A 23,352-nucleotide genomic window follows, 5' to 3' on the forward strand; every position below is an offset into this window, starting at 1 on the left:
TATCTATTTGACATATTAAACATCAGTTAATATGTATTCCTCAACATAATCAATCACGAGGAAAGCATATCATGGGAAGCACACCTTTTTATCATACGCCTGGAGCCGGCCCCGACTGGGATCCCGCAGCTTCGTATCCGCCAGATCGTATCAAGTTGAACGTCGGGAAGCGGATCCAAGACCGGCTTTACGAGCTGGGCTGGAAACAGACAGAGCTTGCTGAAAAAGCAGAGTTGGGCAGAGACTCGATCAGCCTGTACATTCGGGGTAAGAACCTCCCCGGACCGCGCAACCTGAAGAAAGTTGCGGACGCTTTGGGCGTGAAGGTTAATGATCTGGCCCCGGAGCTTCAGAATGCCACGAGAACCCGGCAGGCGGACTATGGACCACAAGCCTTCTCACAGACGCCCGACGGGCGCTGGCAGGTCCGCATTGACCGATTGATCGATCAGAAAACCATGCTGAAGATCCTGTCTGCGCTGGATGAATATGACGATGCACAAAAATCATCAGCATCGAAAGAGGATCAACAGCCAGAGCAATGATCAGCGAGCGGGTGTTAGCTTCTCGAACCATGGCCAATCTTCAAAACGGTCACCAGTCGAGCGCAGGTGACTGTATCTCTGCAAACTCTGCCATGATCTGTGCCCGGAAACTGATGCGACTTGAGGTATCGTGCGCCCCATTTCGAACAGCCTGCTGATGCCTTCATGTCGCAAGTCATGGAAGTGCAAGTCCTCGATCTCGAGCATCTTGCAAGCCCTCGTGAATGCCGCGCTGACTGCATCTGTTGAATATGGAAAGATCCGTGGCTCGTTCTTGCGCCGTGGCATCATAGCGATGATATGAGCGGCTTCAGGCACGATCTCGACCCAAGTGTCTATACCCTGATTGTCACCTGGATCTTTCATATTTCGCACCAAAATACGGCCGGCATCTGGCTCATAATCATCCCATGTAATCCTGCAAATCTCTGCCTGCCTGCGGGTGGAGAAGATTGCAAAAGCGGTGATTATATCCATAGGGTTTGATGATGGTCGGCGTGCCCGGATGCGCTGGAAGTGCTCAAGGATCTTGTCCAGCTCGTCCATTGTCGGACGCCTGTCCCGCTTGCTTGACTTGGCGGTGAGCTGCAGGCGCCTTGTTGCGCTCAACGCGTCCTGCACCACGCTCCTATCCACATCGAAGCCCCAGGCCGATCTGGCAACGCTGATAACCCCGCCAATGTGCGAAATATAGTTGAGAACAGTAGATGCTGCGCGCTCATTATTTCCGCGCAGCTCTCGAGCAAAATCAACAATATCCGTCGATCGCAGCTCGTCAAGCCTGATGTTTGCGATGTCATACTCTAAAACGGCACGCAGCACCTGAGCTTTGGTCCGGCCAATACGGGTGATGTCTTCTGTATATCGCCCTATTGCATCTCCAAGAGTCCCAGATGTCTTCTTGACGCGATCAAGGCCGCCGGGCGCCTTCAGCTCGGCTTCCTTCTTATCGATCCACTTCACCGCAGCCGGACGGCGATCGAATGTCTGTGCTTGGCGGTGGACAATCTGGCCTTTTTTCTTGATGACGATCTCAGCCAAAAACGCTGATGTCCCATCTTTGCGCTTTCTTTCCTTGATAGTGCCCATAGTACGACATTTTCCCTTTACGGTACGACATGGTCGGACTATGAAGTATCAAATGAGATAAAACAAGATAAGACGGACTGAAACGAGCGACTTATGCACATAGATGATAGTCAAGCAAAGAAAGGAAATACCAACGTTTCAAGGTCGGCAAGGCTTTCTGTGGCACCCATGATGGACTGGACCGACCGGCATTGCCGTATGTTGCACCGGCTGATGTCGCGGCATGTCTTGCTTTATTCCGAGATGGTCACTGCCCCGGCGGTGGTGCATGGCGACCAGGACCGGTTGATCGGATATAATATGGCAGAGCATCCGTTGGCCTTGCAATTGGGTGGCTCTGATCCGGCGCTTTTGGCGCAGGCGGCAAGGATCGCGCAGGATCGCGGCTATGCCGAGGTGAACCTGAACTGCGGCTGTCCGTCCGACCGGGTGCAATCGGGGTCATTTGGCGCAGTCCTGATGGAGAATGCGCCGCTGGTTGCAGAATGCGTCGCGGCGATGATCGCGGCGGTGGATATTCCCGTCACCGTCAAATGCCGGATCGGGGTGGATGATCAGGAACCCGCAGATATCCTGCCAGATTTCATTGCACGCGTCTCTGCCGCTGGGGTGGACCGGTTTTCGATCCACGCGCGCAAGGCGTGGCTGCAGGGTCTTAGCCCCAAGGAAAACCGCGATATTCCGCCTTTGGATTATGATCTTGTGATCGGGATGAAAGCCTTGTTTCCGCATCTGCATCTGTCGGTGAATGGCGGGATCACCACGCTGGATCAGGCGCAGGGCTTTCTGGACCGGGGTCTGGACGGGGTGATGATCGGGCGGGCCGCCTATCACACGCCTTGCGATATTCTGCTGGAGGCTGATGCGCGTTTCTATAACGATCCGACAGGCCGCAGTGCCGAAGAGGTCGTGCATCTGATGCTGCCGTATATCGCGGATCACATCGCGCAAGGCGGGCGCCTGGGCCAGATCACCCGGCATATGCTGGGCATGTTCCAGGGCCGTCCGGGGGCCAAGGCCTGGCGGCGGCATCTGTCGGAAAATGCCCATCGGGATGGGGCAGGGCCTGACACCGTGCTCGCGGCCTTGTCCTATGTGACGGAACAAGCGGCCTGACGGCCTCTGGTCTTTACCTGCGCCTGCGTGTAGCGATAGCGCCAAATCAAGCGGGGGAGCGTAAGATGCCAGAGACGATGTTGCTGATCCAGATGGCCATATTTTTGTTGGTTATCGGGGCCTTTGCCGGGGTGTTGGCCGGGCTTTTGGGCGTTGGCGGTGGTATCGTGCTTGTCCCCGCATTCTTTTATGCCTTTGTTGCATTGGGCTATGACAGCCCGCAATTGATGCAGATGTGTCTGGCGACGTCGCTTGCGACGATCATCGTCACTTCGGCCCGCTCGGTCATGTCGCATCATCGCAAAGGCGCTGTGGAATGGGACATTCTGAAGACCTGGGCGCCAGGAATTGCCATCGGTGCCTTGATCGGTGTCTTGGTTGTCGCATCGCTGCGGTCGAATGTGTTGCAGGCAATCTTTGGCAGCCTTGCGGCGCTCGTGGCGCTATACATGATCTTCGGTAAAAGCCATTGGCGGCTCGGGCCAGTCATGCCCAGTGGAATCGTGCGGGCCACGCTGTCGCCCGCTCTCGGTTTTCTGTCGGTGCTGATGGGGATTGGCGGTGGCTCTTTTGGTGTGCCGACGATGACCCTGTTCGGCGTGCCGATTCACCGGGCCGTGGCCACAGCCGCCGGTTTTGGCGTGATCATCGCCCTCCCATCGGCTCTGGCCTTTCTGTTCGTGGAAATGGAGGTCGCACCGCCCTTCACGATCGGCGCGATCAATCTGGTGGCTTTCGTGCTGGTGATTGCGATGACGGTGATCACCGCACCTTTGGGGGCGAGGCTGGCCCATTGGATGGACCCCAAGCCGCTGAAACGGATTTTCGGGGCTTTCCTGACGCTGGTCGCGCTGAACATGCTGCGCAAGGCGATGGGCTGGTAACGATCATCCTCGTTTTGCCCGGTAATCGGCAAGGGTCTTGCCGGCCTCGCCCACAAACAGGCTGGGCAGGACCCGCAGCGCCGTGATCTGATCGACCCGGATCACATCGAAATCGCGGCGCTTTTCGCACCAGACGACACAGGTCCATAGCCGCCCCCAGTAATCCAGTTCCAAAGGTCGTACGATCCGCGCCTCGCTCTGTAAGGTCAGTTCCAGTTTTTGCCGGGCGCGGACCGCTTGCCGCATCCGGGGCAGGTGCTGAAAGCCGCGTGCGGCTTCGGCAAAGGGATAGATCGCAAAGCCGTATTTCGCGGGGGCGACATTGGGTGTTTCGGGCATGACCGCATCCAGTTTCGCGAGGAGCTGGCGTGCCGCCTGCGCCAGTTCCGCATCCTCGGCGGCACCGACGGCGGACAGGCCCAGATGCAGCGCTTCGACCTCGGTCAGGGTCAGGTTCAAGGGCGGCAGGGTGATGGCCGCGGTGACGCGATAGCCAATCCCCCGTTCGCCCGAGATCGGCACGCCAGAGGCAGCCAGCGTTTCCATATCGCGGTAGATCGTGCGCAGCGACACGCCCACCGCCTGCGCCAGATCCTGCGCGCGGTGCAACGTGCCATCACGCAGGATCTGAACCAATTGCATCAATCTGTCGGCGCGGCGCATGAAGATTCCCTTTTGGTCACGTTTTATGCCAATATTCTGTCAACTGACAGTTTTTTGTCACAAAATACAAAAACCCTTTGCAAAAAAGGGGTTTGCGTCACGTAAAATTGTGAAATACTGCTTCCCCTGTCCCGAATTTGCGCCTATTTCACGCATACCACCAAAATGGCGCATCCGCCGAAGGAGAGAGACATGCTCAATAACATCGGCCTTCCCGGCCTTCTTTTGATCGCCGTTGTCGTGCTGGTCCTGTTCGGGCGCGGCAAGATTTCCAGCCTGATGGGCGAAGTCGGCAAAGGCATCACCGCCTTCAAACGCGGCGTCGACGACAGCAAGCGCGAGCTTGACGACAGCATGGCAGAGCCGCGCGACGTAACCCCCGAAGAGCAAAAAGCCAAAGACAAAGTCTGAATTCATCCTGAAGGGATAGCCAGCCATGTTTGGTCTCGGCGCGAGCGAAATGGTGCTGATCGGCATCGTGGCCCTGATCGTGATCGGGCCAAAGGATTTGCCGGGGATGTTCCGCACCCTGGGGCAATTCACCGGCAAGGCGCGTGGCATGGCGCGGGAGTTTTCCCGCGCGATGGAAGCGGCGGCCGACGAATCCGGGATCAAAGATGTGTCCAATACGATCAGGGCTGCCTCTGACCCCAAGAAATTCGGCACCGACGCGCTGAAGAACGCGACCGGGTTTTCCAAGCCGGGCCCGATGCCCAGCACGCGGGCAGAGGCGATGGCCGATGCAGCGGATCATCTGAGTACGGATGCGCATGAAACCGCCGCCCGCGCCAAAGTGCCGGCCAAGCCTGCTGTCACACCTGCCGCAGCAAAACCGGCGACGCCGGTGAAACCTGCCGCGACAGCCGCAAAACCTGCAGCGACAAAAGCTGCAGCAGCAAAGCCCAAACCCGCCGCAGCGCCAAAGGCTGCTGCCACGCCCAAAGCCCCTGCCAAGCCCCGACGCGCGGCCAGCCCCAAACCGGCCCCGGCTGGGCCTGAGGATCAGTCATGACCAGCAGTGACGACATCGACGATAGCGCGGCCCCGTTGATCGAACATCTGGCGGAATTGCGCAGCAGGCTGATCTGGTCGGTGCTGGCATTCATCGTCGGCATGGTGATCTGCTTTTTCATCTGGAACCCGCTGTTCAATTTCCTGACACTGCCTTTGTGTGATGCGCTGGCCGCACGCAACCAAGCGTGCGATCTGCAATTCATTGCATTGGAAGAGGGTTTCTTCGTCGCCATCTCGATCTCGCTTTTGGGCGGGCTGATCCTGGGGTTTCCAATCATTTCCTACCAGATGTGGCGCTTCGTGGCGCCGGGCCTGTACAAAAGCGAACAGGGGGCGTTTCTGCCCTTCCTTGTTGCATCGCCCTTCATGTTTTTTCTCGGCGCGGCCTTTGCCTATTACGTGATCACGCCGCTGGCTTTCGGCTTTTTCCTTGAATTCCAGCAGCCCGGCACGGTGATGACTGGCACCGATGGCAGCACGCAGGCGGCAGGGATCCTGTTTCAGGGCTCTGCCAAGGCCTATCTGAACCTGACGATAAAATTCATCGTGGCATTCGGCCTGTGTTTCCAATTGCCGGTTCTGTTGACGCTGATGGGCAAGGCGGGGCTTGTGTCCGCCCGTGGTCTACGCGCCACGCGGAAATATGCGGTGGTAGGCATCCTGATCGTCGCGGCCATTGCCACACCGCCGGATGTGATCTCGCAAGTGATCCTGTTTGTTGTGGTTTACGGCCTTTACGAAATCTCGATCCAGCTGGTCGCCCGTGTCGAACGCAAGCGCGAGGCCAAGCTGCGCGCCGAAGGTCTGTGGGATGATGATCTGCATGGTGACGGCGCATTGGACGACATAGAGCCGAAAGCATGACCAGCAAAGTGCTGAAACGGATCGCCGAGGCGTTGGAGCGCATGCATCCCGCGCCCGGCAAAGTGCCTGATTTCAGCAAGGCTGCGGCCTTTGTCTGGCACACGCAGCCAGACAGGCTCGAACCGGTCGCAAAGATCAACCGGATTGATGTGTCATTGCTGGTCGGCGTGAACCGGTCGCGTGACACGCTGATGGAAAACACGGCGCGTTTCGCCGCTGGCATGCCTGCGAATAACGCTCTCCTCTGGGGCGCGCGCGGGATGGGAAAATCCAGCCTTGTCAAAGCGATCCACGGTGCTTTGCAGGCTGAACATCCCACGTTGAAGCTGGTCGAGGTCCAGCGCGAAGACCTGCCCAGCATCAACCGCTGTCTGAACCTGCTGCGCGCCTCTGACGCGCGGTTCATCCTGTTTTGCGATGACCTGTCCTTTGGCCATGATGATGCGCATTACAAATCACTCAAGGCCGTCCTGGATGGCGGGATCGAAGGGCGGCCCGACAATGTCGTGCTTTATGCCACCTCGAACCGGCGGCACCTGATGCCGCGCGATATGATCGAGAATGAGCGGTCCACCGCGATTTCCCCATCCGAGGCGGTGGAAGAGAAAGTGTCGCTGTCCGACCGTTTCGGTCTTTGGCTCGGGTTCCACCCTTGCACGCAGGATGAATATCTGGCGATGATCCGCGGCTATTGCGATGCTTATGGCGTCACTATTGACGATGCCACATTGCGGGCCGAGGCAATTGAATGGCAGGCCACGCGCGGCAGCCGGTCTGGCCGTGTCGCCTGGCAATATTTCACCGATCTGGCCGGGCGGCAGGGCATCCGCCTGCCGTAAGCCTTAGGGCAGGTAATCCGCCGGATCGACGCTTTGCAGCCCGCGCCGCACTTCGAAATGCAGGAAGCTTGGGTTGCCGGCGCGCACCTTGCCGATGGTCTGACCACGGGTGACGCTGGCATCTTTCTGCACTGTCAGATTATCCATCTGGGTATAAACAGTCAAAAGCCCATCGGCATGGCGGACCACGACGATGGAGCCGCCTGACGTATCAGTGGTCACAGCCGCGACGGTCCCCGCATCGGCGGCTCGGACATCTGTGCCAGCCGGGACGCCGAAATCCACACCTTCATTGCTGCCCGCCGCATAGGCGCGGATGATGCTGCCTTGGACAGGGGCCGCCAGACGGCTGCTGCTTGCGGCGGGTGGCGGCGGTGCAGGGGTGCCGATATCCGGCGCTGCCGGAGCCGCCGCGGGCGCCGCTGTGCTTGGCGCTGGCAACGGGGTCGAGGCGCTTGGGGGCGTGGGCGTCGGTGATCCTGCACCGGGGGCCGGCACCGGCGCTGGAGCGGCGGGCCGTGTCGCGCCGCCGCGCGGGATCAGCAGGAACTGGCCTTCGCGGATTGAAAATTCAGAGTTCAACCCGTTCCATTCAGCAATCGAGGTCACTGGCACATCATAGAGCCGCGCAATGGAAAATGCGGTCTCACCCCGTCCGACCTGATGGCGGATGGGTTCGCTCCCTGCCGGCGCTGAAGTCGGTGTCGGTGCCCCTACGGGGGCTGCCGCGCCAGAGGCTGGGGCCAAAGGTGTTGCTGTGATTGGCCCACCGGCGGCATCCGCCCGATCAAGGGCCGAGGTTGCCACGGCGGTCACGTCAAAGGGCTGCAACGCGCCTGCCCCTGCGCTAGCCGCCGGTTCCCCGACACGGCCGGGCAGGGCAATAATTTCATCACGGCGCAGCAGCGCGTCGACTTCAACGCCGTTGTAAAGTGCCAGCTCATTGGCATCGAGCCCCAGCCGCGCGGCAATGCTGCGGATGGTATCGTCTGGCTGTGCGACGACGACCTGATAGGTTGGGTAAGAGATGACACCACGTTCATCCGGACGCGGGCGGTCGGACACTTGCTGCACGGCGCTGGCCGTGCTGAACCCGTTGCCAAGGTCGCGCATATCCGCATCCATCCCTGCACAGGCAGACAGCGCTGTTGCTGCGACGCCGGTCAGCAGCAGGGTCCTGATGGTGTTCTGCGCGTGGGTCATCCTACCGCTCCTTGTGCCGGGTCGCCCCTTGTTGCCGCGGCGATACCGTATTTGGTGTCAGCTTACTCTTGCCCGAGCCCTTCAAGCAAGGGCACGAACCTGACTGCCCGCAATTCGTCATATTCATAGCCAGTGTCAAGCCTTGTCACGCGGATCAGGCTTTGCACGGCATCCGATTGCCCAACCGGCAGCACCATGATCCCGCCCACTCGCAATTGCGCCAGCAATGGCCCCGGCGGGTCCTCGGCAGCGGCGGTCAGCAGGATCCGGTCAAACGGAGCCTGATCGGCCAGACCATGGCTGCCATCAGCGGTGAAGGTGGTGATATTGGCGATCTGCTGCTTGTTAAAGACGGCACGCGCATCCTCGACCAGCCGCCGGTAACGGTCGATGGTGTAGACACGCCGGGCAAGCTTGCTCAGGATCGCGGCCTGATAGCCGGATCCGGTGCCAATCTCCAACACCTTGTCGCGCGTGCTGATCTGCAGGGCCTGCGTCATCAGCCCAACGACAGAGGGTTGGGAAATCGTCTGCCCACAGGCAATGGGTAGCGGCATATCCTCATAAGCGCGTTCAGCGAAGATACCGCGCACGAAATCGGCGCGGTCGACCTGTTCCATCGCAGTCAGCACGCGGGCGTCGGTGACGCCTTTGCTGCGCAAGGTGTAGAGGAATTGCATCTTGGTCGCCGCGTCAAACGTCACTTCAGCGCCTCTTGCAAGGGATCAAGCATCGCGTGGTCGGTCAGATTGGCGCGCATCGGCGTCACCGAGATATAGCCATCCAGATTGACCGCCGCATCCGATCCCGGTGCTGTCGCGACATCCTGCTGCCCGCCGCGCATCCACAAAAACCGCCGTCCGCTGGGCGACATCTGCGCTTCGGCCGAAAAATGCGTGCCACGGCGAAAGCCTTGCGGCGCGGCTGTGGTGCCTTTGACATCAGCGGCGGCGACAGGGGGAAAGTTGACGTTATAGAACAGCCGGTAATCGGCATCATCCCACAGCTGGCTTTGCAGCAATTTGCGCACGACATCGGCGCCATGTGCCGCTGCGGCCTCGAACGGATCATCAAGCTGGGCATTGCCGGGGCCGAAATATTGCGACAGGGCGATGGCGGGCAAGCCTTGCAAGGCCGCCTCCATCGCGCCGCCGATAGTCCCGGAATAAAGCGTGTTTTCCGCTGCGTTATTGCCCCGGTTGACACCGGACAGCACCAGATCGGGGCGGGCATCGATCATCACATCATAGAGCCCCGCAATAACACAATCCGCGGGCGATCCCTCGGCGGCAAAGCGGCGGGGGCCAAGCTCCGCGATCATTGTGGGATGCGTATAGCTGATGCAATGCCCGACACCCGATTGTTCAAAGGCTGGCGCGACAGTCCAGACTTCACCCGATGGCCCTGCGATGTCTTCTGCGATTCGCGTCAGGACCTTCAGTCCCGGCGCGTTGATGCCGTCGTCATTGGTGATCAGAATGCGCATAACTCGCCCCTTTTGGTTGGCCAATACCTAGGCGAGGCTGCACGGGGCGGCAAGCCACAGCACCCCCTGCGGACTGGCCTTTTATCGTTTGTGGCTGAAAGGCCCCAAGGGAATGCGGTCAGCGGGAAAGGATTTCGGGCAGCAGGCGGGCGGCCTCACGTGTTGGGTCGATCAATTTGCTGCGGTCTTCGCCGGGGTAGAACCGTGCACGGGTGGCTGTCGGCATCGGGGCAGGTGTCACAATCTGCACGCGGGGGCCGGTTTTCACCGTTTCGGCCTGCCATGATTGCGCCAATGCGATCTGGGCGGTTTTCGTGGCACCATAAGCGCCGAAAAACGGCTGGCCTGCGCGGGGATCGTCAAAGAAAACAGCCTGACCTTCGAGGCCCAGCAAAGGGCTGACATAGGCGATCAGCCGCGCTGTCGCCTCGACATTGATGGCCATGGATTTGCTCAGATCCTTGGGCCCGATATGGCCCGCTGGGGCCAATGGGGCAGCATGCACCGCCGTATGCAGCCACAGATCCAGCTTGCCCCAGCGATCAAAAATACCGCGACAGAGTTGCTGCATCGCTGCGTCGACAGTGATATCCATCGGAGCAAGCGTCGCTGAGCCGCCGGCTGCCTGAATAGCATCGTCAAGCTCTTCAAGTGCGCCCACGGTTTTGGCCACGGCGATGATATGATGGGTAGGGGCCAAAGCGCGGGCCAAAGCCGCACCCAGACCGCGCGATGCGCCTGTTATCAATGCTATCTGTGTCATGGCGGCGGTGTCTGACGAACACGCGCCCGCGTCAAGAGGGATCAGTCCCGCGTGGGCATCTGCATGGCCAAAGTGACACCATCAGCGCCGGTCAACAACACCTGGGTTTCGCCGATTGCGGTCACCGTGACGCCCAAGGTGCGGGTGCCCGGGACAATCCGTTCAACCTTGCCATTGGCTCCTCGGATCAGGGCGGCGGGACCTTCAGTGGTGGACATCAGTCCAATCAGGGTGAGACGGTCAAGAGCAAGAACATCAGCAGTGGTTGCCTGCGCTTGCGCAAGGGAAGGGTCAGGATCGGCCATAACAACGCTACTCTTTCAGTTTGGTTCCCCGCGATTTGACAGAAAACCGCACAAAAAGAAAGCCTGTCGCAGAAATACCCAGTCAGACGGGCCGAAACTCGCCCGTCTCTAAAGCTATTACGCTGCTTCGGTTTTGGTCTGGAAGCCCTGTTCGATCATATCCGACGGGGCGACAGGATATTCGCCTGAAAAACATGCATCGCAATAGGCAGGTGCCTTGGGGTCGCGGCCATTCGCCTCGCCCACGGCACGGTACAGACCGTCGAGCGAGATGAATTTCAGACTATCCACCCCGATATGCACCCGCATTTCTTCTTCGGTCATGGTCGCGGCGAGCAATTTGTCGCGCTGCGGTGTGTCGACGCCATAAAAACAAGGCCATGCCGTCGGTGGAGAGGCGATTCTGAAATGCACCTCGGCGGCACCAGCATCAAGGATCATATCCTTGATCTTCTGGCTGGTGGTGCCGCGCACGACGCTGTCATCGACCAGAATGATCCGTTTTCCGCGCACCAATGCGCGGTTCACGTTCAGTTTCAGCCGCACACCCATGTTGCGGATTTGCTCGGAAGGTTCGATGAAGGTCCGTCCCATATATTGGTTGCGGATAATCCCCATCGCATAGGGAATCCCTGATTGCAGCGAATAGCCGATCGCCGCAGGCGTGCCGCTGTCAGGCACCGGGCAGACCAGATCGGCGTCAACAGGGGCTTCTTTCGCCAGTTCCCGGCCGATATTTTCACGGGTCTCATAGACGGATCGGTCGCCAAGGATCGAATCGGGGCGACTGAAATAGACATGCTCGAAAATACAGAACCGTGGTTTCGCTGGGCGGAACGGGAAGTGGCTTTGCACACCCCTGTCGCTGATCACCACCATTTCACCCGGTGCGATATCGCGGATGAATTCCGCACCGATGATATCCAGCGCGCAGGTTTCCGAGGACAAAACCCAACCATCGCCCAATTGCCCTAGGACCAGTGGACGCACACCCAAAGGATCGCGGCAACCGATCAGTTTCGTGCGGGTCATGGCGACGATGGAAAACGCGCCTTCGACCTTACGCAAGGCTTCTTCCATGCGGTCAGGGATCGTGCGGCCCATGGACCGGGCCATCAGATGTATGATACATTCGCTGTCGGACGAGCTTTGGAAAATCGATCCGCGCTCGATCAGTTCCTTGCGCAACGACAAAGCATTGGTAATGTTTCCATTATGCGCCAGCGCAGCACCACCCATCGAAAATTCGCCAAAGAACGGCTGCACATCGCGGATCGCGGTCTGGCCTTTCGATCCGGCGGTGGAATAGCGCACATGGCCGATCCCGATGGAACCGGGCAGGGTTTCCATGACTTTCTGATTGGTGAAATTATCCCGCACCAGCCCCATCCGGCGGGCCTGATTAAATCCCGTGTCGAAGTCATGCGTGACGATGCCACCGGCCTCTTGCCCGCGATGTTGTAGGGCGTGCAGGCCGAGGGCTACGAAATTTGACGCATCGGTGACGCCGACAACGCCAAAGACGCCACATTCCTCCCGCAGTTTATCGTCGTCATAGGGATGGGCGGGCAGGTCTTTGCTGGACAAGGGGCAACTCCGAATCCGAAGGGGGTGATGGCTCCCTCCTTAGTCCCTGTGTGGCGGAGTGTCACGAAACGATCATGATCCTCCGCCGATTAGCGCGGCGGCAGTTACTGCGCGATGGGCTGCGTGACAGGCGCGCCACAATTGCCGACAAGGTTCTGATACTGGCCGGTGATCCAACCAAGCGCCTGTTCTGGGTTCTGCGCCTCGATCCGGCCGGTCAATTGCGCAAACACACTGGCGGACCGGCTCTGATCCACCATCGCCACCTGTTGCGCGGCAAAGATCGTGTCATAGACAAAGAAGGCCACCGCGATCAGCAGGATACCGCGCAAGACGCCGAAAAAGAACCCCAACCCCTGATCGACGCCGCCGATGGCCGATCTTTGCACGACGCTGGAAAACAGCGGCGTGAAGATCGACACGATGATGAGTGCAATAGCAAAGACCGCCGCAAAGGCCGCGATGATCGCCAGCTCGCAGCTATCGCCGATGAAATCGCCGATGATCGGGATCTGCCGGACCAAAGGTTCAACCTGCGGCGCAAAGATAAAGGCCACAACAGTGGCCCCGACCCAGCCCAAAATGGCCATCAACTCGCGCACAAGGCCACGGCTGTAGGCCAATACCCCTGAAAGCAACACGATAATTGCGACGCCTGCGTCGACGAGTGTAAAGCCGTCCATTGGTCTGTCTCCTGCCTGTGACGCTTTACCGCGCGCCAAACACTTCTTCTACGAATGCGGCCAAATCATGGGTCTGGCGCAAAGAAATTCCTTTCACCGCGACCTGCTTGGCCTGATGCGGTGTGATGGCCGAGGTAAAACCAAGTTTTTCGGCCTCTTTCAATCGGTTTTCGGTCTGGGCCACCGGACGTAACGCGCCTGATAGGCTGATTTCCCCGAAAATCACTGCTTCTGCAGGTAAAGCGGCGTCCTCGCGGGCTGACACCAATGCCGCTGCCACCGCCAGATCCGCTGCCGGTTCCGAGATCCGCAAGCCGCCCGCGACGTTCAGATAGACATCAAGCCCGGTGAACGGCACCGCACAGCGCGATTCGAGCACGGCGAGGATCATGGCAAGCCTGCCCCCATCCCAGCCCACGACCGACCGGCGCGGCTGGCTATGCGGCGACGGGGCGACAAGCGCCTGAATTTCGCACAGCATCGGCCTTGTGCCTTCGATCCCCGCAAAAACCACCGATCCGGGTGCTGGCTTGCCGCGTTCCGACAGGAACAGGGCGGAGGGGTTCTTCACCTCGGCCAGCCCTTTGCCCGTCATCTCGAACACGCCGATTTCATCAGCCGGGCCAAAGCGGTTCTTGACCGAGCGCAGGATGCGGAACTGATGCCCGCGTTCGCCTTCGAAATAAAGCACGGTATCGACCATATGTTCGACAACGCGGGGGCCTGCGATACTGCCGTCCTTGGTGACATGGCCCACCATGATCACCGACATGCCGTTGCGTTTGGCGAAACTGGTCAGTTCATGGGCGGAGGCGCGCACCTGCGCCACGCTGCCCGGCGCGGATTCGACATTATCCGCCCACATCGTCTGGATCGAATCGATGATCGCCAGATCAGGCTTTTCCGTCTCCAGCGTGGTCAGGATATCGCGCAGATTGGTTTCAGCGGCCAGCCGGACGGGGCTTTTCTCCAACCCCAACCGACGCGCCCGCATCTGCACCTGTGCGGTGGATTCCTCGCCCGAGATATAGATCACCTTCAACCCGTTGCGCGCGAACCGCGCCGCGGCCTGCAACAACAGCGTGGATTTGCCGATGCCCGGATCACCGCCCACCAACAGGGCAGAGGCCTTGACCAAGCCGCCCCCCAGCACACGGTCAAGTTCCGCCACACCCGCCTGCGTGCGCGGCGGTTCGGGTTCCTGCGTGTCCAGATCGATCAGCGGAATTGCACGGCCCCGCATCCCGCCCAGGGTTTTGCCCTTGGGTCCGCTGGCCAGCGCCTTGGTTTCATGGATCGTGTTCCAAGCCTGACAGGCATCGCATTGGCCCGACCATTTGGAATAGGCGGCACCGCATTCAGAACAGACAAAGGACAGATCTTTCGCCATTGCTACCTTTCGGGGCTGCGCGTGGTCAGGCCCGATATCATGATCGAGGCCAGAATACAGCCGGTGAACAGATAAAGCCCCCAGGCGGTTTCGATATGGCCCATGCCTTGGCTTTGAAACACCACCACATAAAGCGCGATCAAGAACACATCCGCCATGCCAAGCTTGCCCAGCCATGCCAGCAGCGGCAGCGCGCGCGCCGACACCGCACCCCGATGCAGCAGCGCCAAAGCGATGATTTTCACATAGGGGATGATGATCGCCAGCAGGAAGACCAAAAGCGCCAGAAACACGTCACTGCCCCATAAGGCCCGCACGCCAGAGAACACCGAGATTTCCCGCAAGCCAAACAGCGGCAACAGCCCCGCGCGCAGCAAAGGCGCAAACCATGCGACAGGCAGCAGGATCAACAAAGACAGGTTCGCCAGATACAGCGCGCGCTGCATTACTTGCCGTAAATCCTGCGGGAATAGCGCCCGCCAAGCTGCGTCAGCAATTCATAGCCGATGGTGCCAGCCTGACGCGCCACATCATCCACCCGTTGCTGCGGACCGATCAGGGTCAGTGCCTTGGGATCATCTGGCAGGTCGGTCACATCGACCGTCATCAGATCCATCGACACCCGACCGACCAAGGCGCAAGGAATATCGCCATGGAAAAACACAGCCTTGTCGGACAAGAACCGCGTGATCCCGTCCGCATAACCGCCAGAGATCGTGGCGATCCGTGAATCGCGTTCCGCCTGCCAGGTATTGCCGTAGCCCACTACCTCGCCCGCGGCGACATCGCGGATCTGGATCACCGGGAATTCCAGCGCGACGACCGGCGTCGCATCGGTGAAAGGATCACAACCGTAAAGCCCGATCCCGGGGCGGGTCAGGTCAAAATGATATTGCGGCCCGAGCAGAATGCCGCCTGTCGCGGCCAAGGATCGTGGCACGCCGATGCCATCTGTCATCATGCGGAAATTTGCCAGTTGATGCGGGTTCATCGGGTGATCCGGCTCATCGGCACATGCCAGATGGCTCATCACCAGCGTCGGGTTCTGATCCAGCGCGAAACCGGCAATCGCCGCCCATTCCTGCATTTCCATGCCCAGCCGGTTCATGCCAGTGTCCAGCTGGATACCAAAAGCATGCCCCGGCAAAGTCTCAAAATGATGGGTCAGCTGATCGACGGAATTCAGCATCGGGGTGAGGTTCAAGGCGCGGATGACCTCCGTGTCACCCTTCATATGCCCCGAAAACACGTTGATTTCCGGGCGCGGCCCTAGTTCTTCGCGGATCGGTGCGGCCTCTTCGGCGACGGCGACAAAGAATTGCCGCACGCCCGCCTTGAACAAAGCCTTGGCGACATTGGCCGCCCCCAGACCATAGCCATCAGCCTTGATCACCGCCGCCGTGCGGCAGGTGGTCATCGCATCCAAGGCGCGCCAATTGGCGACGATGGCATCTAGGTCAATGGTCAGGCGTCCGGTGCTCATGGCGTTCCTTTTGGCAGGGGTGATGGGCCGCAGCAAGCGCAGAACAGCGCGCGGGCCATTGCTTGCGCAGAAAGCTTAATATTGCGCGTCGCCGCCTTGTTGCCAGGGCTTGACCAGATTGCCGAAGCGGGTGAATTGCCCTTCAAAGCTCAGCTCCACCGTGCCAATCGGCCCGTGACGCTGCTTGCCGATCACGACTTCAGCCTTGCCATGCAGACGTTCCATTTCTTCCTGCCAGGCGGCCATCTTGTCCATCTCATGATCGCCGGGCTTTTCGCGTTCTTTGTAATATTCTTCGCGGAACACGAACATGACGACATCGGCATCCTGCTCGATCGAGCCCGATTCGCGCAGATCCGACAATTGCGGGCGCTTGTCTTCGCGGCTTTCGACCTGACGCGATAACTGCGACAGGGCGATCACCGGGATGTTGAGTTCCTTGGCAATCGCCTTGAGCCCCATGGTAATCTCGGAAATCTCGTTCACGCGGTTTTCCGACCGTCCGGTGCCGCGCACCAGTTGCAGGTAATCGACCATCAGCACGTCCAGCCCATGCGTCCGCTTCAACCGCCGTGCGCGGGCCGCAAGCTGCGAAATCGGCAGGGCAGGGGTATCGTCGATGAACAAAGGGCAGGCTTCCAGCGATTTGGCGGCATCGACGAAACGGCGGAATTCGGTTTCGGTCATGTCGCCCCGGCGGATCTGTTCGGATGGCACCTCTGCCGCTTCCGACAGGATCCGCGCGGCAAGCTGTTCGGCGCTCATCTCCAGCGAATAGAACCCGACAACGCCGCCATCGACAGCGCCTTCGCTGCCATCGGGCAGAATGCCTTTCTTATAGGCTTTGGCGATATTGAACGCGATATTGGTCGCAAGCGAGGTTTTCCCCATCGACGGACGCCCGGCAAGGATCAGAAGGTCGGATTTGTGCAAACCGCCCAGTTTCTTATCGAGATCGATCAACCCGGTGGAGACACCTGCCATGCCACCTTCGCGCTGATAGGCGGCATTGGCGACATTCACCGCATCGGTGACGGCGCGCAGGAAAGACTGAAACCCCTGATCCGTGGTGCCTTGTTCGGCCAAAGCATAAAGTGCCTGTTCAGCCTCGACAATCTGATCTTTCGGTTCGCTGTCGACATCGACCTTGGCGGCTTTGTCAGAGATGTTGCGCCCGACCTGGATCAATTCCCGCCGCACTGCCAGATCATAGATCATCTGTGCATAATCGCGCGCGGCAAAGGCGGAAATCGCGGCCCCCGCCAGACGGGCAAGATAGGCAGGCCCGCCCAGTTCCTTGAGCCCTTCATCATCTTCCAGAAAGGTCTTGAGCGTCACCGGGCTGGCCAGCGCATTCTTGGAAATGCGGGTCGCGGCAGTCTCAAAAATCCGCGCATGGACAGGATCATAAAAATGCTTTGGCCCGATGATCGAGGCGACCCGGTCAAAGATATCATTATTGGTCAGGATCGCACCCAGAAGCTGTTGTTCAGCCTCGATGGAATGCGGCATCAGATCGACGGTGGCCGCAGCAGTGCCACTAGCGTTGAAGGTGGAAATCTCGTTCATCTTGTCCCTCTTTGATCGGGCTTCTTTAGCAGCGGCGCGGGGGCAAAAGCCATCATGATAAATCCGTGGACATAACCAGGATAAACCTGTGGATAAACACCTCACGCGGCGCAGCCTACCACATATTGTGGCAGGTCGCTACGCAGCCGCTACAAGCAGCAATCTGCCACGATTCGTCCTTGGAATGATGTGGATAAATCCCGCCCTGATCAGGCGGAAGGTCGCCAACCAGCGGGATCACGCAGATAATCTTCCACGGCGGCCAGCGTTTCCGGATCATAAGCGCCGCGCGCCTTGGCCTCGGCCAGCACATCCCACCAGGTGCACAGATGCAGCAGTTGAACCCCATGATCGATCAAGGTTTTCTCGACCCCTTCGAAAATCCCATAATAAAAGATCACGGCGGTCGCCGAACAACTCGCGCCGGTTTCACGGATCGCATCAACAAAGGACAGTTTCGAACCGCCATCAGTCGTCAGATCCTCAACCAACAATACACGCTGACCTTCTGCCATCACGCCCTCGATACGCGCATTGCGCCCGTAACCCTTGGGTTTCTTGCGCACGTAAGTCATCGGCAGCGCCAGACGTTCGGCGACCAAAGCGGCAAAAGGAATCCCCGCCGTCTCACCACCGGCGATGTTGTCGAATGCTTCGAACCCGGCTTCGCGCATGATCGTGACGGTCAGAAAATCCATCAGGGTCGACCGGATGCGGGGATAGGAAATCAGCTTGCGACAATCCACATAGGTCGGCGCCTGTTTGCCCGAGGCGTGGGTGAAAGGCTCGCGCGCATTGAAATCAATTGCGCCGATCTCGATCAGCATCGCCGCCGTCAGCCGCGCCATTTCGGATTTTTCTGGATAGGAGGAGGGGATCATCGCGTCTTCTTTCACATCTTCAGAGTATAAATATCCCCGCCGGAGGCCACGGGCGTCAGCCCGTGACGCGCCAGTGCAAGTCAAAACCGGGGTTGAACAGGGTCACAGGCCCGTCCGGCGTATCGATCCGCTCAGGGTAAGGCACAGGATCGCCCTTGGTCAGGGTGATCATCTCTTCATTCGGGGGCAGACCGTAAAACTGCGGACCGTTCAAAGAGGCAAAGGCTTCAAGTTTGCGCAACTGGCCTGCTGCGGCAAAGACCTCTGCCAGACAGGACATAGTATTGGTCGCGGTGAAAATCCCCGCACAGCCACAGCTTTGCAGCTTGGCGGCATCGATATGTGGCGCGGAATCCGTGCCAAGGAAAAACCGTTTATCCCCCGAAATCGCGGCCTGCACCAAGGCGATCCGATGCGCCTCGCGCTTGGCCACCGGCAGGCAATAGAAATGCGGCCTGATCCCGCCCGCCAGAATATGATTGCGGTTGATGATCAGGTGATGCGTCGTGATCGTCGCCGCCAGATTCTTGGGGTTGTCGCGGACATAATCCACCGCATCCTGCGTGGTGATATGTTCCATCACCACTTTCAGATCCGGCACCTTCTTGCGCAGGGGCTTGAGGATCTTGTCGATGAACACGGCTTCCCGGTCAAAGATATCAATATCCGAATCCGTCACCTCGCCATGCACACACAGCGGCATGCCGATCTCGGCCATGACATCCAGCACCGGCCGGACCTTTTCAAAATCGCGCACGCCGGATGCGGAATTGGTCGTCGCCCCGGCTGGATATAATTTCACCGCCACGGCAAACCCCGCCGCATGCGCCGCGCGCACATCTTCGGGGTCGGTCGCCTCGGTCAGGTACAGCGTCATCAGCGGGGTAAATCGCATGCCTTCGGGCAGGGCCGCCATGATCCGGTCGCGGTAATCGGCGGCCTGCGCGCCTGTCACAACAGGTGGCACCAGATTGGGCATGATAATCGCCCGGCCAAAATGCCGCGCCGTTTCCGGCAACACGGCCTGCAGCATCGCGCCATCGCGCAGATGCAGATGCCAATCATCGGGGCGGCGGATCGTCAGGCTGGTGAGGTCTTTTTCAGGCATGACACGCATTTACACAATTGCACTTGCCGTGACCATACCCATCTATCACTGCAGATCACTCCGCACAGAAAGATGCAAAGATGCTTGGTTTCCTGATCGCCGCCGTCGCTGGCTATTTCACACCGCAAATCGAAAGTGCTGTTGGCGCAAAGCTGACCAAGGCGCTCGCGCCGCATATCACTTTGGCCCCCGGCGAAACCCGCCTGCTGGCCTTCATGGTTGCTGTGATCGGCGCAGGGATTGCCGCTGAACTGCTGGACAGCGACAATCCGTTCTGGGTCGCCTTGGGCGCGAGCCTTGGCTATTTCGGCCCGCGCATTATCGCCGCGATCAGGGCGCGCGCTTAGAAAAACGCCTGCAACCCGGTCTGCGCCCGCCCCAGGATCAGGGCGTGGACATCATGCGTGCCTTCATAGGTGTTCACGGTTTCCAGATTGACCATATGGCGCATGATCTGGAAATCTTCGGAAATCCCGTTGCCGCCATGCATATCGCGGGACGCGCGGGCGATATCGAGCGCCTTGCCGCAATTATTGCGCTTCATCAGGCTGATCATCTCGGGTGCTGCGCGCCCGGCCTCCATCAGCCGTCCCAATTGCAACGCGGCTTGGGTGCCGAGTGCAATCTCGGTCTGCATATCCGCCAGTTTCTTCTGGAATAACTGGGTCTGCGCCAAAGGCTTGCCAAACTGCTTGCGGTCCAGACCATATTGCCGCGCCGCATGCCAGCAGGCTTCAGCCGCGCCCATCACACCCCAGGCAATGCCGTAACGCGCCCGGTTCAGACAGCCAAACGGGCCTTTCAGCCCCTCGACACCCGGTAACAAAGCCTCTTCCCCAACCTCGACATTCTCCATGACGATCTCGCCGGTGACAGAGGCACGCAGGCTCAGCTTCCCACCGACCTTTGGCGCGCTCAGCCCCTTCATGCCTTTGTCCAGCACGAACCCGCGGATCTTGCCGCCATGTGCTTCTGACTTGGCCCAGACCACGAAGACATCGGCAATCGGCGCATTGCTGATCCACATCTTGGACCCGTTCAGCACATAGCCACCTGCGGTTTTTTTCGCCGTCGTCTTCATCCCCGCCGGATCAGACCCAGCGTCGGGTTCGGTCAGCCCGAAACACCCAATCAGCGTCCCCGCTGCCAGCCCCGGCAAATATTTCGCGCGCTGCGCGTCGGAGCCATAAGCATGGATCGGATACATCACGAGCGAGGATTGCACCGACATCATTGACCGATAGCCACTATCGACCCGCTCAATCTCGCGCGCGACCAGCCCGTAAGTGACATAACCGGCATCCAGCCCGCCGAATTCTTCGGGGATGGTGATGCCAAGCAGGCCAGCTTCACCCATCAGCGTGAAAATCTCCGGCGCGACCAAGGCATCGCGATAGGCGGCGGTGACACCCGGCTGCAATTTTTCCTGTGCAAACTGACGCGCGGCATCGCGCAGCATCCGTTCATCTTCGGTCAACTGGTCTTCCAGACGCAGCGGATCGGCCCAATCGAAAGGACCAAGATCCGGGCCGAAACCGGCAGCGGTGATAGGGGCGGAATGATTCATGGCAATTCTCCTCACTGGGGCAAACCTTAGGCTGCTGCGCGCAGCGGGGCAATGGACGGCTTGACGCAAGCCGCCAGCGATGCAGCTATAGGGCGGGGGGATCAGATGACATTCACAGATATCGATGCGGTGCAGGCAGGATTGGGCGAGCAAGGCTATATCTGCGGCAGACCTTTGGCCACGGTCGTCTTTCTGGCTTTGCGCCTTGGCAGGCCGCTCTTTCTGGAAGGTGAGGCCGGCACCGGCAAGACCGAAATCGCCAAGGCCTTGGCCAGCGCATTGGGCCGCCGCCTGATCCGGCTGCAATGCTATGAGGGGCTCGATGCGTCATCCGCCGTTTATGAATGGAACTTTGCCGCCCAGATGATCGCGATCCGCAGCGCAGAGGCCACAGGCAATGCCGCTACTGCGACCCTCAAATCCGAACTTTTCAGCGAAGATTACCTGATCGAACGCCCGCTTTTGCAAGCCATGCGCCCGCAACAGGGCGGCGCGCCGATCCTGCTGATCGACGAGTTGGATCGCGCCGATGCCCCGTTCGAGGCTTTCCTGCTTGAAGCCCTCTCCGATTTTCAGGTCACGATCCCCGAACTCGGCACGATCACGGCCGCGGAGCCGCCCATCGTCATCCTGACCTCCAATCGCACGCGCGAGGTGCATGACGCGCTCAAACGCCGCTGCCTTTATCACTGGGTCGATTACCCCGATTACGCCCGCGAAATTGAGATCCTGCAAGCCCGCGCGCCCGAGGCCAGCGCCGCGCTCTCGGCAGAGGTCGTGGCTTTTGTCCAACGCCTGCGGCAGGAAGACCTCTATAAAAAACCCGGTGTCGCCGAAACCATCGACTGGGCGAAATGCCTGCTGGCACTCGACGTTGTCAATCTCTCGCCAGCCGTGATCAGCGACACTTTGGGCGCGATCCTGAAATATCAAGACGACATCCAGAAACTGCAGAACCACGCCGCTGCGCGCCTGTTTGATGAAGCCCGCGCCAGCCTACCGCCCACATGACCTCTCATCTTCCGAGTAAAAATATCCCACAGGGGTCTGGGGATGTGAAATCCCCAGCTTATGCGCCGCTGCTGTTACCGGATGACCCCAAATTGGCCGGCAACATCACCCATTTCGCCCGTGCGCTGCGCAAGGCAGGTCTGAAACTTGGCTCCGGCCGGGTGATTGACGCGATCAACGCGGTGCAGGCTGTGGGTTTCACACAAAAGGCTGATTTCTACTGGACTCTGCACGCCTGTTTTGTCAGCAAACCCGAGGACAGCGCCGTCTTTGCGCAGCTTTTCCGGCTCTACTGGCGCGATCCGCAATATCTTGATCATATGATGTCGCTGCTCACACCCATGGTGCGCGGCGTGCAGGAGGACCGCGCAGCACAAGCCGCGGAAAAACGCGCGGCAGAGGCTTTGTTGGACGGTAAGGAGCCTGACCGCCCTGACACGCCTGACCGCGCAGACGAGATTGAGATCGACATTGATGCCAGCCATACCGCATCCGCCGAAGAACGTCTGCGCCAGCTCGATTTCGAACAGATGAGCACGGCAGAGATGGCCGCCGCCACAAAAATGCTCGCACAATTGCGCCTGCCGGTGCCACCGATCATGACAAGGCGCAGACAATCCCTGCCGGGTCCGTTGGCCGATTGGCGCCAGACCATGCGCCGCGCCGCGCGGCAGGGCGGCGAGATCACGAAACTCGCCACGGCGCGCAGACGCACACGCTATCCCAACCTCGTCGTGCTCTGCGATATCTCCGGCTCGATGTCCGCCTATTCCCGCGCCGTGCTGCATTTCGTCCACGCCGTCGCCAACCGGGAGGGGCAGGGCTGGGCGCAGGTCCATGCCTTCACCTTTGGCACATCCCTGACCAATATCACCCGGCATATGCGCAGGCGCGATGTCGATGCCGCCTTGTCCGCAGCCGGTGCGCAGGCGCAGGATTGGGAAGGTGGCACCAGAATCGCCACCTGTCTGCATGATTTCAACCGCGACTGGGCGCGCAGGGTCGCGGGGCAGGGCGCGGTAGTCCTGCTGATCACCGATGGGCTGGACCGCGACACGACCCATGATCTGGGGCAGGAAATGGAACGGCTGAACCTCACCTTCGCGCAAGTCATCTGGCTGAACCCGCTTTTGCGCTGGGACGGTTTCGCGCCGCTGGCGCGCGGGATCGCGCAGATGCTGCCGCATTGCACCAGTTTCCGCGCCGCGCATAATGTGGCATCCTTGGCCGATCTGGCGCAGGCTTTGACACGGCCCGAGGATGGTGGCGAAAAACGGCGGATGCTGGCGGCGTTGCGATGAC

At 59.7% G+C, this 23,352-nt stretch carries 26 protein-coding genes; 10 read left to right on the forward strand and 16 right to left on the reverse strand.

The window, feature by feature from the left end; all coding sequences use genetic code 11:
• Window positions 1-71: 71 nt before the first annotated feature.
• Window positions 72-545: a helix-turn-helix transcriptional regulator gene (locus VOY09_RS05990; protein ID WP_322893490.1), complete on the forward strand. Its 474-nt coding sequence runs from the start codon at window positions 72-74 to the stop codon at window positions 543-545.
• Here the strand turns inward: VOY09_RS05990 and VOY09_RS05995 are convergent, their stop codons facing one another.
• Window positions 546-1,634 carry a site-specific integrase gene (locus VOY09_RS05995; RefSeq protein WP_322893491.1) on the reverse strand — a complete coding sequence of 363 codons (1,089 nt, stop codon included), beginning with the start codon at window positions 1,632-1,634 and terminating at the stop codon, window positions 546-548.
• A gap of 93 nt (window positions 1,635-1,727) precedes the next feature.
• On the opposite strand from VOY09_RS05995, the gene dusA reads away from it, so the two are divergent.
• Entirely contained in the window at window positions 1,728-2,750 is a 1,023-nt protein-coding gene (dusA, locus tag VOY09_RS06000; RefSeq protein ID WP_322893492.1) for a tRNA dihydrouridine(20/20a) synthase DusA, read from the forward strand.
• A gap of 65 nt (window positions 2,751-2,815) precedes the next feature.
• The gene (locus tag VOY09_RS06005) at window positions 2,816-3,634 is read left to right on the forward strand and encodes a sulfite exporter TauE/SafE family protein (protein ID WP_322893493.1); all 819 of its coding nucleotides are present in this window, start codon (window positions 2,816-2,818) and stop codon (window positions 3,632-3,634) included.
• Window positions 3,635-3,637: 3 nt separating this feature from the next.
• Here the strand turns inward: VOY09_RS06005 and VOY09_RS06010 are convergent, their stop codons facing one another.
• Complete coding sequence (locus VOY09_RS06010) at window positions 3,638-4,297, reverse strand: helix-turn-helix transcriptional regulator (RefSeq protein ID WP_322893494.1); 660 nt, start codon at window positions 4,295-4,297, stop codon at window positions 3,638-3,640.
• A 192-nt stretch (window positions 4,298-4,489) separates the two neighbouring features.
• Between VOY09_RS06010 and VOY09_RS06015 the strand changes: the two genes are divergently transcribed.
• The 4 genes from VOY09_RS06015 to VOY09_RS06030 are packed head-to-tail and all read left to right on the forward strand — an operon-like array spanning window position 4,490 to window position 7,014.
• A complete protein-coding gene (locus VOY09_RS06015; protein WP_322893495.1) occupies window positions 4,490-4,708 on the forward strand; it encodes a twin-arginine translocase TatA/TatE family subunit in 219 nt (72 codons plus the stop codon).
• A 25-nt stretch (window positions 4,709-4,733) separates the two neighbouring features.
• On the forward strand, window positions 4,734-5,309 hold the full coding sequence (gene tatB, locus VOY09_RS06020; protein ID WP_322893496.1) for a Sec-independent protein translocase protein TatB: 576 nt from the start codon (window positions 4,734-4,736) through the stop codon (window positions 5,307-5,309).
• On the forward strand, window positions 5,306-6,175 hold the full coding sequence (tatC, locus tag VOY09_RS06025; protein ID WP_322893497.1) for a twin-arginine translocase subunit TatC: 870 nt from the start codon (window positions 5,306-5,308) through the stop codon (window positions 6,173-6,175). Before tatB ends, tatC begins: the two co-directional genes overlap by 4 nt.
• Entirely contained in the window at window positions 6,172-7,014 is an 843-nt protein-coding gene (locus tag VOY09_RS06030; RefSeq protein ID WP_322893498.1) for an ATP-binding protein, read from the forward strand. The genes tatC and VOY09_RS06030 overlap by 4 nt, the downstream gene beginning before the upstream one ends.
• A 3-nt stretch (window positions 7,015-7,017) precedes the next feature.
• On the opposite strand, the gene VOY09_RS06035 is transcribed toward VOY09_RS06030, so the two are convergent.
• The 13 genes from VOY09_RS06035 to pyrC all read right to left on the reverse strand — a co-directional run bounded on the left by VOY09_RS06035 (window position 7,018) and on the right by pyrC (window position 19,472).
• On the reverse strand, window positions 7,018-8,217 hold the full coding sequence (locus tag VOY09_RS06035) for a LysM peptidoglycan-binding domain-containing M23 family metallopeptidase (protein ID WP_322893499.1): 1,200 nt from the start codon (window positions 8,215-8,217) through the stop codon (window positions 7,018-7,020).
• A gap of 62 nt (window positions 8,218-8,279) precedes the next feature.
• Window positions 8,280-8,921: a protein-L-isoaspartate(D-aspartate) O-methyltransferase gene (locus VOY09_RS06040; protein WP_322893500.1), complete on the reverse strand. Its 642-nt coding sequence runs from the start codon at window positions 8,919-8,921 to the stop codon at window positions 8,280-8,282.
• Entirely contained in the window at window positions 8,918-9,703 is a 786-nt protein-coding gene (surE, locus tag VOY09_RS06045) for a 5'/3'-nucleotidase SurE (protein ID WP_322893501.1), read from the reverse strand. Before surE ends, VOY09_RS06040 begins: the two co-directional genes overlap by 4 nt.
• Window positions 9,704-9,821: 118 nt before the next feature.
• Window positions 9,822-10,466, reverse strand: a complete 645-nt coding sequence (locus tag VOY09_RS06050) for an SDR family NAD(P)-dependent oxidoreductase (protein WP_322893502.1) — start codon at window positions 10,464-10,466, stop codon at window positions 9,822-9,824.
• A gap of 41 nt (window positions 10,467-10,507) precedes the next feature.
• The gene (locus tag VOY09_RS06055; RefSeq protein ID WP_322893503.1) at window positions 10,508-10,684 is read right to left on the reverse strand and encodes a hypothetical protein; all 177 of its coding nucleotides are present in this window, start codon (window positions 10,682-10,684) and stop codon (window positions 10,508-10,510) included.
• A gap of 204 nt (window positions 10,685-10,888) precedes the next feature.
• Window positions 10,889-12,358: an amidophosphoribosyltransferase gene (gene purF, locus VOY09_RS06060; protein WP_322893504.1), complete on the reverse strand. Its 1,470-nt coding sequence runs from the start codon at window positions 12,356-12,358 to the stop codon at window positions 10,889-10,891.
• Between the two features lie 104 nt (window positions 12,359-12,462).
• Window positions 12,463-13,041: a CvpA family protein gene (locus VOY09_RS06065; RefSeq protein ID WP_322893505.1), complete on the reverse strand. Its 579-nt coding sequence runs from the start codon at window positions 13,039-13,041 to the stop codon at window positions 12,463-12,465.
• Window positions 13,042-13,066: 25 nt separating this feature from the next.
• Window positions 13,067-14,431, reverse strand: a complete 1,365-nt coding sequence (gene radA, locus VOY09_RS06070; RefSeq protein ID WP_322893506.1) for a DNA repair protein RadA — start codon at window positions 14,429-14,431, stop codon at window positions 13,067-13,069.
• A 2-nt stretch (window positions 14,432-14,433) separates the two neighbouring features.
• On the reverse strand, window positions 14,434-14,877 hold the full coding sequence (locus VOY09_RS06075; protein WP_322893507.1) for a paraquat-inducible protein A: 444 nt from the start codon (window positions 14,875-14,877) through the stop codon (window positions 14,434-14,436).
• Window positions 14,877-15,914, reverse strand: coding sequence for an alanine racemase (gene alr / locus VOY09_RS06080; protein WP_322893508.1), 1,038 nt, complete (start codon window positions 15,912-15,914; stop codon window positions 14,877-14,879). The genes VOY09_RS06075 and alr overlap by 1 nt, the downstream gene beginning before the upstream one ends.
• A gap of 75 nt (window positions 15,915-15,989) precedes the next feature.
• Window positions 15,990-17,483, reverse strand: a complete 1,494-nt coding sequence (locus tag VOY09_RS06085) for a replicative DNA helicase (RefSeq protein WP_322893509.1) — start codon at window positions 17,481-17,483, stop codon at window positions 15,990-15,992.
• 209 nt (window positions 17,484-17,692) lie between these two features.
• Window positions 17,693-18,364 carry an orotate phosphoribosyltransferase gene (locus VOY09_RS06090; protein WP_322893510.1) on the reverse strand — a complete coding sequence of 224 codons (672 nt, stop codon included), beginning with the start codon at window positions 18,362-18,364 and terminating at the stop codon, window positions 17,693-17,695.
• A 55-nt stretch (window positions 18,365-18,419) separates the two neighbouring features.
• Window positions 18,420-19,472, reverse strand: coding sequence for a dihydroorotase (gene pyrC / locus VOY09_RS06095; protein WP_322893511.1), 1,053 nt, complete (start codon window positions 19,470-19,472; stop codon window positions 18,420-18,422).
• A gap of 80 nt (window positions 19,473-19,552) precedes the next feature.
• Between pyrC and VOY09_RS06100 the strand changes: the two genes are divergently transcribed.
• A complete protein-coding gene (locus VOY09_RS06100; RefSeq protein ID WP_322893512.1) occupies window positions 19,553-19,819 on the forward strand; it encodes a hypothetical protein in 267 nt (88 codons plus the stop codon).
• Here VOY09_RS06100 and VOY09_RS06105 read toward each other — a convergent pair.
• Window positions 19,816-21,039, reverse strand: a complete 1,224-nt coding sequence (locus VOY09_RS06105; RefSeq protein ID WP_322893513.1) for an acyl-CoA dehydrogenase — start codon at window positions 21,037-21,039, stop codon at window positions 19,816-19,818. The two genes, VOY09_RS06100 and VOY09_RS06105, sit on opposite strands and share 4 nt — an antisense overlap.
• A gap of 105 nt (window positions 21,040-21,144) precedes the next feature.
• On the opposite strand from VOY09_RS06105, the gene VOY09_RS06110 reads away from it, so the two are divergent.
• Window positions 21,145-22,050 (forward strand): MoxR family ATPase, encoded by a 906-nt coding sequence (locus tag VOY09_RS06110; RefSeq protein WP_322893514.1) that lies wholly within the window; start codon window positions 21,145-21,147, stop codon window positions 22,048-22,050.
• A 44-nt stretch (window positions 22,051-22,094) separates the two neighbouring features.
• The gene (locus VOY09_RS06115; RefSeq protein WP_322893515.1) at window positions 22,095-23,351 is read left to right on the forward strand and encodes a VWA domain-containing protein; all 1,257 of its coding nucleotides are present in this window, start codon (window positions 22,095-22,097) and stop codon (window positions 23,349-23,351) included.
• The last annotated feature ends 1 nt before the right edge of the window (window position 23,352 follow it).

This window comes from Yoonia sp. 67-2, from assembly GCF_035117555.1.
Classification (GTDB): Bacteria; Pseudomonadota; Alphaproteobacteria; order Rhodobacterales; family Rhodobacteraceae; genus Yoonia.